The organism is Lactobacillus johnsonii ATCC 33200 (assembly GCF_000159355.1).
Classification (GTDB): Bacteria; Bacillota; Bacilli; order Lactobacillales; family Lactobacillaceae; genus Lactobacillus; species Lactobacillus johnsonii.
In genome coordinates this window covers 437704-446755 of the sequence record NZ_GG670120.1, presented here as the reverse complement: position 1 = coordinate 446755, position 9052 = coordinate 437704, and the positions used below count along the sequence as shown (strand labels likewise).

Below are 9052 nucleotides of genomic sequence, written 5' to 3'. Positions count from 1 at the left end.
GTTTTTCCTTTCTAGTCTTTTAAAAGAGCTTTTAACTCTTGTAATGCATCATTTGCTTCTTTATCTAACTTCTCAATTTCAGCAATAATCTCTTCTGTTGGTGGATATTCAACTGGTTTATACTCAATTTCTTTATACCGATTAATCGAAAGATCATAATCATTGTCAACGATATCTTTCTTATCAACCATAAAGGACTTGTCGGTCTTCTTACGATCAACTTCTTTATCTAAATGATTAAAGCGTTCAATAATATCAGGTATATCATTTTCTTTAACTGGAGTTCTTTTATCATCAAGAGAAAATCCATCAGCAGTCATATCGTAGAACCAAACTTTATCAGTTCCACCATTACCTGTTTTAGTAAAAATTAAGATAGCCGTCGAAACTCCAGCATAAGGTTTAAACACTCCCGAAGGCATTGAAATAACTGCTTCTAAATTATTATTTTCAATTATTTCTTTTCTAATTGATTTATGAGCTTTAGATGATCCAAATAAAACACCATCTGGAACAATACAGGCACATCTTCCACCCACTTTTAACATTTGCAAGAATAAAGTTACAAAAAGTAATTCTGTTTTTTTAGTTTTACAAATTTTAAGCAGATCTTTTGAAACCGAATCATAATCTAAGCTCCCCTTAAATGGAGGGTTAGCCATAATTAAAGAATATTCATCTCTATCAGTATTTTGTTCAGATAGACTATCTTGATACTCAATATTCGGATTATCTACTCCATGAGATAACATATTCATAGCTCCGATACGAAGCATGGTTTGATCGGTATCATATCCTGTAAACATTTCATTATGAAAGTAATGTCTATTTTCTTTCCTATAAAAAATTTCTTCTTTTCTCTTATCTTGAAGAAATTCAGCAGCTTCTACTAAGAACCCCGCTGTTCCTGCAGCTGGATCACAAATTTTATCAGTAACTTGGGGATTCATTAATTCCACCATCATTTTGATAATGTGACGTGGAGTCCTAAACTGACCATTTCTACCTGCAGTAGACAACTTTCCTAAAAGATATTCGTATACATCCCCGCGAACGTCTCCTCTATTTATAATAAGAGCTTTTTCTTTATTTTTAGAGTTATCTTTTTGAACTTCTGCATCCATCAGTCTGTAAATATCATCTAATTCTCCGACTACTTTAGACAGTAGACCGGGAGTTGGAATTAAGAAAGTTGCATCTTTCATGTAACGAGCATATGAACCTTCTTCATCATTTTTCAAATTTTTAATAAACGGAAATACTTCTGTTTGAACAATAGAAAACATCTTTTCAGGTGCAAAATCTTTAAATGTGGACCATCTTAGTTCATCACCATCAACTGTTAGATCATCATCAATTTTTACCTCTCCATCAAAAATGGATTCGTAATCATTTAATCCTAATAAGATATTATCCTTTTTTCTTCTATTATCTGAATCATCTAAATCTTTGATAAACATCAAATATGTAATCTGTTCAATTACATTTAATGGATTAGTTAGGCCACCAGTCGCAAAGGTTTCCCATAAACTATCAATCTTACTTTTTAGTTCTCCTGCAATCATTATTAACTCCTAATTTTCTTATACTAATAATATTTCTATTTTACCCTGAATGCCCATTTAACAACAAGATCATTAAGAAAATACGTTCGATCTATTTTACATAATAAAAAATATGATTCATACAAAAAACTCTCAACAACTTATTTAATCTTCCCTTATCCATGATTAAATATTTATCTTGTTCGCTTTCTTTCAGAACACATGTTCGATATAATATTCCTATCAGATTTATTTGGAGAAAAAATATGATCTTAAAGCAGTTCTTTCATCCACGTCGTCATACCAAGCAATTTCACATTTTTATCGACGAAAGCATTTCTTTTCAATCTTACAATACAGCCGACAAGTTCTATACCGGCTTTTTAGTCATCCCAACTTTTCGACTAAGAGAGCTATATGATAGGTACTTTCAAAAAATATATCACTCCTGTCGTAAAAAGGAGAAAAAGAGTGTAAATGTTTCAGACACAATGAATCGTTTAGCCTTAGATATTGTTAAACCCTTTCTAACTAGCGCTTATATTTATCAACGGCCTACTTACCACAAGTCCGATAACTCACTTGATAAAGCGATTGTGCAGCAAGTGTTAATACTTCAATCTTACATTTATCCAGTTAAAAAAATTATTGAAGATCTACGCCACCAAAATCCCGCCGTTGACTTAAAATTACATATATATCTTGATCAAACTAATTTGAATTCTCACCTTGAAAGTGAATACTTTGGCTACAGGTTACTTTCCCAGATTATCAAAAGTTTAGGCGAAGAAAACCACGTACTTTTCACCTATCAAACATGCGACAGTAAGAAAGAGTTAGGCATTCAAATGGCTGATATGCTCGTTGGGGCCTATCGCAAGCAAGAAAAACATGGCGTAAATGATGAGAATAGATCTATCATTCCTTTTAAAGTTACATCAATGGTTGATACTCTGGATTTTCAAGATCAAGACACCTTTTTGAAATTATATGGTTTAGTAAGTCTTACAATGAAAAGTCCTACTAAAAAAGATTTAACAGCTTTTAAAAAAGTACTTAAGAATGAGCTAGACTCTGATTCTCACCAACATCAAGAAACAAATAACTTTAATACTATAAGAATGAAATTAACTAAGGCAAAAACTAAAACCGATGAAGAAGAAGTTAACCGCAAATTTGTCAAAATTTTAATCTCATTGAATAAATTCCTACTTAAAATTTATGGAAAAAAAGTACCAAGTGCGTACATTAACAACTTAAGTCGAAAATATAATCATAAAAGCTGTAATCGTTCAATCACTAATATGCAACGAAATATAAACAAATTACAAAAAGTCCAATTAAGTAAACTTAAGATTTTTATCCTTAGATTAGGTCTCAAAAGATTTAACAAACAACTGGATAAATTATTGTAAAAAAATATCCCTCAAATTATCTTCGAGGGATATTTTTTAATATCAAAGTCTATTACTTTCTAAACAGTTGCTATACTACTCTTCACTATTCAATTCATCTAACATATCTTGCATATCAAGATCATCTGGTTGAATCTGCAGGTACTTCTTAATCAATTCCTTAGTTGTTGGAATCTCACGCAACTCATAGAACAAGCTAATCATCTGTCTCAAGAAGCTTGCATTATTTTGGAAGGCTGGATAGGCAAGCAAGAATTCACTCTTAGCCTTATCATAATCTTCAAGTCTTTGATAAGAAACAGCCAAATTCCAGTGAGCTTGTGGCTCTAACTCTTCATCGTCAAGATCCTTGAACAAGCTAATATTAGCCTCATCTTGATGCTGGTGAAGGTATAAGTTAGACAACTGCAAGCGCAAATCACTGTTGTCAGGAGCAACCTCAAGTCCCTTTTTAAGCAAGCGTTCTGCTTCATCTAATTGGTTCAAGTTAGCGGCAGCTTTGGCACCCAAACTATACAGAACCTCATCTAATTCATTATAAGACAAACCTGTTTGCGCAGTTCTGAGTACTTCCTCATTATTATCTTCTGCGGCATAAGCTTGGGCAAGAAGTGGATAAGCATTTACATAATCAGGTTGAGTTTCAATTACTTGGTCTAGGTACTTAATTGCAGCCTTATTATCGTTAGCCGAAAGCATAATTAATCCAGCTTCATAAAGAGCATCAATACTTAAAATATCATTTTCATGACTCTTAATTTCATTTGCTGCTTCTTCATACTCACCCAATTTAGCAAGACAAGCTGCAATTCTTTGACTTAAAACTACTTCACCAAAAGTCTTATTATTTTTAGCTAATTCACGGTATAAGTCTAAGGCTTCGCTGTAGTCACCGCTAAGGTAGTCTAATTCAGCCAAGCCAAAGTTAATGGCATCTTCATCAGGAGCTAATTTATGTGCTTCTAAGAGCTTTTGATGGGCTGTTTCAATTAGCCCATTACTTTGATAGTAATCAGCTAAATCAAGTAAACTTTCAAGGTAAGCATCACTATTTGGCTTTACATCATAAAGTAGCTGCAAGCCATCGTCTTCATCCCCATCATTTAACAAAATTTCAGCTAAATAGACCTTAAACAAGTCCTCTTTAGGAAATTGTCCAATCAAAAAACGGTAAACTTCTTTAGAAAGATCAGTAAAACCAAGATCAGTTAAGTTTTCAGCTAAAGAAGCAAGGATTTCTGGGTCATCATTATCCAAAGCCTTTTTCAAGAGAATTCGATTATCAGAAAAATCATGATTTTGAATTGCATCTAATAGTTGTTCAGAATAAGTCATTTTTTCACTCTTTTCATTTGTGCTCTCACAATAATTGTACACAAAAAACGTGCCAAGCTATACAACTTAGCACGTTTTTATTTTGCTAGTAACTGAACAATTACTTAACAGCATCCTTAAGAGCTTTACCTGGCTTAAATGCAGGAACCTTAGAAGCTGGGATTTCGATTTCAGCCCCAGTTTGTGGGTTACGACCCTTACGAGCTGCACGGTGACGTACTTCAAAAGTACCGAAACCGATCAATTGAACTTTTTCACCCTTAGCAAGATCTTCTTGAATAGAGTTAAAGATTGCATCAACTGCAGCAGCAACTTCTTTCTTGGTTAAGTCAGTTTTAGCAGCAACTTCAGAAACTAATTCTGCCTTGTTTGCCATTCCACTTCACCTCCCAAAATGAACTAATAATATTTTTAAACAAAACCTTTGAAAATAAGAAAAATGAGTTATTCATTTATTCCCTGCAATAAAATTAGCACACTAAGACGCTTAGTTGCAAGCTTTTTCGCAGATATATCCCTATTTTTTTGAAATTTAAGGCTTATTTACGTTTTCTAGCTAAGATTTTAATTGGTGTTCCCACAAAATCAAAGTTTTGTCTTAATTGATTAATTAAAAATCTTTGGTATGAGAAGTGAAGCAACTCTGGATCATTTACAAAGACAACAAATGTTGGCGGAGTTACAGCAACCTGGGTCATGTAGTAGATTCTTAATCTCTTTCCATTAACAAGTGGAGTTGGTGTAATTCTAGTTGCTTCAAGAAGTAAATCGTTCAAGACACTAGACTGAATTCGACGAGTTTGATTTTCATGAACTTCTTTAACAAGCTTTAAGATATCTGGAACTCTTTGACCAGTCTTAGCAGACACAAAAATAATTGGAGCATAGTCTAAGTATTGGAACTCTCTTCGGATTGTATCTTCAAAGTCCTTCATACTTCTACTATCTTTTTTAGGTAGATCCCACTTATTTACAACAATAATTACACCGCGGCCTGCGTCATGAGCGTATCCAGCTACGTGCTTATCTTGTTCACGAATACCCGTGCTTGCATCTAAGACTAAAAGTGTAATATCACTTTCTTCAATAGCACTGATCGCTCTTAAGACAGAATACTTCTCGGTCTTCTCATAAACCTTGCCACGCCGTCTGATGCCGGCTGTATCAACGATAGTATACTTTTGCCCATCATTGGTAAAAGTCGTGTCAATGGCGTCTCTAGTCGTTCCTTCGATATTAGAAACAATTACACGTTGTTCACCTAAAATAGCATTTACAAGTGAAGATTTACCGACATTTGGACGTCCAATCACACTAAAGCGAATTGAACCGTCTTCATGTTGGTTAGCCTTGTCTCCAAATTCACCAACGATAGCATCTAGTAAATCTCCCATTCCAGTTCCATGACTACCAGAAACTGGGATGGGGTCGCCTAATCCTAAGCTGTAAAAGTCATAAATATCTGTTCTTTGCTCAGGATTATCAGCCTTATTAATGGCTAAAATAACTGGTTTCTTAGTTCGATAAAGCATTTTAGCAATTGTTTCATCCATGTTAGTCATATGTTGAGTAACATCCCCTAACATCACAATTACATCTGCTTCATCAATGGCAATTTCAGCTTGTGCCTTAATTTGTTCTTCAATTTCACCAGAGTCTAGAGTAATACCACCAGTATCAATTAGGATAAATTCATGACCCATCCATTCAGCACGGGCATAAATTCTATCTCTAGTAACTCCAGCCTTATCTTCAACAATAGCTACACGAGAATTAATAATTCTGTTAAAAATAGTTGACTTACCAACATTTGGACGTCCAACTAATGCAACTACGGGTAATGACATATTATTTCTACCCCTTTCTATCTAATGAAATAAAAAAAGCTGACCGGAGTCAGCTTTTTTTTAGACTAATGACGATTAATCCTTATCTTTAAGTTGATCACCAATAATGTCACCTAAAGCAAAACCGTTGTCATTGTCATTCATGTACTTATCAGCTACAGAATCTTGACGACGACGTGGACGTGAGTTGTTTTCACTCTTAGCAGCATTAGGATCAGCTTGCTTGATTGACAATGAGATTCTTCTGTCACTTGGGTCAACACCTAAAACTTTAACTTTAACAGTTTGACCAACCTTTAAAACATCACTTGGCTTATCAACGTGCTTGTTAGCAATTTCTGAAACGTGTACTAAGCCTTGAATTCCATCAGCTACTTCGATGAATGCACCGAATGAAGTTAAAGTCTTAACTTCACCTTCAATGATGTCACCTTCATGTAAGCCTTCAGTAGCTTCTTCAAATGGGGATGGTAAAGTTTGCTTAATTGACAGGGAGATTCTGTGTCTATCGTCATCAATACCGATAACTTTAACCTTAACATCTTGACCAGCCTTCAATACATCGCTTGGCTTATCAATATGTTTGTAAGAAATTTCTGAAATGTGAACTAAACCGTCCACACCACCAACGTCAACAAAGGCACCAAAACCAGTTAAACGTGATACTTTACCTTCAACAGTGTCACCTACAACTAATTGTGAAGCAACGTTTTCGAAAGCTTCTTCACGTTCTTGTTCGATTAAGTCTTTTCTTGAAAGAATTAATCTGTTCTTGTTAGGATCAATTTCAGTGATCTTCAAGTTCATCTTCTTGCCAATGTAAGGCTTCAAGTCAGAAACGTAACGGTTAGAAATTAATGAAGCTGGTAAGAATCCACGTGTACCAACATCAACTAATAAACCACCGCGAACAGCACCAGTTACAGTACCTTCAACAGTCTTGCCTTCTTCGAAGACCTTTTCTAATTCCTTGTAAGCTTCTCTTTCCTTCAAACGAGTAACTGAGAAGAAGAATTCACCGTTTTCCTTGTCGCCACCAGCTCTTCTAAGAACTAAAGCTTCAAACTTATCACCAGGTTTTACCAATTGGTTCAAATCTGCATTACGGTCGTTAGTGAATTCACGCTTAGTGATTACACCTTCAACACCTGCATTTTCAACACCAACAGCGATTTGTCCATCTTCAACACTTAAAACTTCAACGTTAACAATGTTGCCGACTTCAACTCCCTGCATTTCTTTTAGAGCATCTAAGAATTGATTACTATTATCTGTCATAATTACCTCCCAATATCATACTTTATTTTAAAGTACTTGATATCTTTTTTCCACACTTTTGTTTAATTTTTTTGCTTTTTTTGAATTATCTCGGTTATTTTGGCTACAACTTCATCAATTGTTAAGTTTGTAGTATCTAATTCAATTGCATCATCTGCTTTTTTCAATGGAGAAATTTCACGATGCGAATCTTTATAGTCTCTAACTTCAATATCATGTTCGATATCTTTTAAATCTTGATGAATGCCTTTTTCTTGAAAATCTAAGAAGCGTCTCTTAGCTCTTGATGCAACACTAGCGATTAAGAAAATTTTTACCTCTGCATCTGGTAAAACTGTCGTTCCAATATCACGACCATCCATAATAACATCGTGCTTGCCCGCCATTTCGCGCTGCAATTCAACCATCTTTTCACGAATTGATCTTAAGGCAGAAACTTGCGAAACGTTCTCTGTAATTTCAGGTGTTCTGATGTCAATTGATACATCCTTACCATTTACGTAAACCTTTTGTTCTCCATCTTCTTGCTTAAAATCAATTGTACTATGGTCGATTAAGTTCAAAATTGCCTTTTCATCCCCATAGTCAACGTTATTATCGTGTGCAATTAATGTACATGCTCGATACATTGCACCAGTATCGATATAAATATAGCCCAAATTATGTGCGATAATTTTAGCAACTGTACTCTTCCCCGCTGATGCAGGACCATCAATAGCTACTTGCATTAAATAATTTAGTCCTTTCTTTTTCATTCAAAGTAAATTCTACCATAAAACAAAAAACAGAAGTCAAATGACTCCTGCTAAATAAAATTATTTTTACTATTTAAGCTTTAAAAGTTACGTCTTACAAATTTTTCTAAAACTGGCAATAAGGTCTTAGCCAATAATAAAACGACAATACTATTAATTATCCCTTTAATTAGGTTAAACGGCACAATTGCTGAAACAATATAAGTTAAAAGCGATGAATTAAGCTTAAAGCCCATCAAAGAAATATACATTGGAGTTAAAACGAAGTAGTTTGCTAAAGACATTACTACCGTTAAAGCAATTGTTCCGACTGCTAATCCCAAAATTTGGTATTGTACTTTGTCTTCATGCTTTTTACTAATGAAGTAGAATGGCAAGATATAAGCTAAGCTTGCTAAAAATGCAGCCAATTGACCAATCATTGAAATTGGGTTAAATCCCGAAATAAAAAGGCTCAACAATGATTTAAAAAGCGCAATCATTGTCCCGCCCAAAGGACCAAAAACCAAAGTACTTAAAGCTACTAATGAATCAGAAAAATCCATCTTTAAGTAATCAAAGCCGGGAATAATTGGGACTTCAATCTTCATAATCAAAAATGCTAATGCACCAATCATTGCCCAAGCGAGCCAGTAGGCTAATCTTACATGACTTAAACTTGTTTTTCTTTGCATGATAGTTCCTCCATAACATACAAAAGGTCTGTCGCTTCAGCAACAGACCTTATTAATCATCTAAATCATGTTTAATTCTTTAGTCTGTCTTCTTCCATCTAGACTATAACTATCGGTACCTGAGGTTCAACTACATGTGTAGCTCGCGGACTCTAACCGCCGGTCGGGAATTTCGCCCTGCCCTGAAGACAACATCCTTGTATT

The 9052-nt window shown here is 34.6% G+C and carries 8 protein-coding genes and 1 riboswitch; of the genes, 1 reads left to right on the top strand and 7 read right to left on the bottom strand.

Annotation, left to right across the window (positions count from 1 at the left end):
• Nucleotides 1–11: 11 nt before the first annotated feature.
• A complete protein-coding gene (locus HMPREF0528_RS02225; protein WP_004894513.1) occupies nucleotides 12–1565 on the bottom strand; it encodes a class I SAM-dependent DNA methyltransferase in 1554 nt (517 codons plus the stop codon).
• Nucleotides 1566–1810: 245 nt separating this feature from the next.
• Here HMPREF0528_RS02225 and HMPREF0528_RS02220 point away from each other — a divergent pair, with 245 nt between their 5' ends.
• Nucleotides 1811–2959, top strand: a complete 1149-nt coding sequence (locus tag HMPREF0528_RS02220) for a DUF3800 domain-containing protein (protein ID WP_004894512.1) — start codon at nucleotides 1811–1813, stop codon at nucleotides 2957–2959.
• Between the two features lie 75 nt (nucleotides 2960–3034).
• Here the strand turns inward: HMPREF0528_RS02220 and HMPREF0528_RS02215 are convergent, their stop codons facing one another.
• From HMPREF0528_RS02215 to HMPREF0528_RS02190, 6 genes are all read right to left on the bottom strand, one after another.
• Nucleotides 3035–4294, bottom strand: coding sequence for a tetratricopeptide repeat protein (locus HMPREF0528_RS02215; RefSeq protein WP_004894507.1), 1260 nt, complete (start codon nucleotides 4292–4294; stop codon nucleotides 3035–3037).
• Between the two features lie 100 nt (nucleotides 4295–4394).
• A complete protein-coding gene (gene hbs, locus HMPREF0528_RS02210; protein WP_004894504.1) occupies nucleotides 4395–4670 on the bottom strand; it encodes a non-specific DNA-binding protein Hbs in 276 nt (91 codons plus the stop codon).
• A gap of 163 nt (nucleotides 4671–4833) precedes the next feature.
• Nucleotides 4834–6141 carry a ribosome biogenesis GTPase Der gene (der, locus tag HMPREF0528_RS02205; protein WP_004894502.1) on the bottom strand — a complete coding sequence of 436 codons (1308 nt, stop codon included), beginning with the start codon at nucleotides 6139–6141 and terminating at the stop codon, nucleotides 4834–4836.
• 75 nt (nucleotides 6142–6216) lie between these two features.
• On the bottom strand, nucleotides 6217–7419 hold the full coding sequence (gene rpsA / locus HMPREF0528_RS02200) for a 30S ribosomal protein S1 (RefSeq protein WP_004894499.1): 1203 nt from the start codon (nucleotides 7417–7419) through the stop codon (nucleotides 6217–6219).
• 62 nt (nucleotides 7420–7481) lie between these two features.
• A complete protein-coding gene (cmk, locus tag HMPREF0528_RS02195) occupies nucleotides 7482–8147 on the bottom strand; it encodes a (d)CMP kinase (protein WP_012846264.1) in 666 nt (221 codons plus the stop codon).
• A gap of 107 nt (nucleotides 8148–8254) precedes the next feature.
• Nucleotides 8255–8848: an ECF transporter S component gene (locus HMPREF0528_RS02190; RefSeq protein WP_004894495.1), complete on the bottom strand. Its 594-nt coding sequence runs from the start codon at nucleotides 8846–8848 to the stop codon at nucleotides 8255–8257.
• 82 nt (nucleotides 8849–8930) lie between these two features.
• Nucleotides 8931–9042, bottom strand: a riboswitch (FMN riboswitch).
• Between the last annotated feature and the right edge of the window lie 10 nt (nucleotides 9043–9052).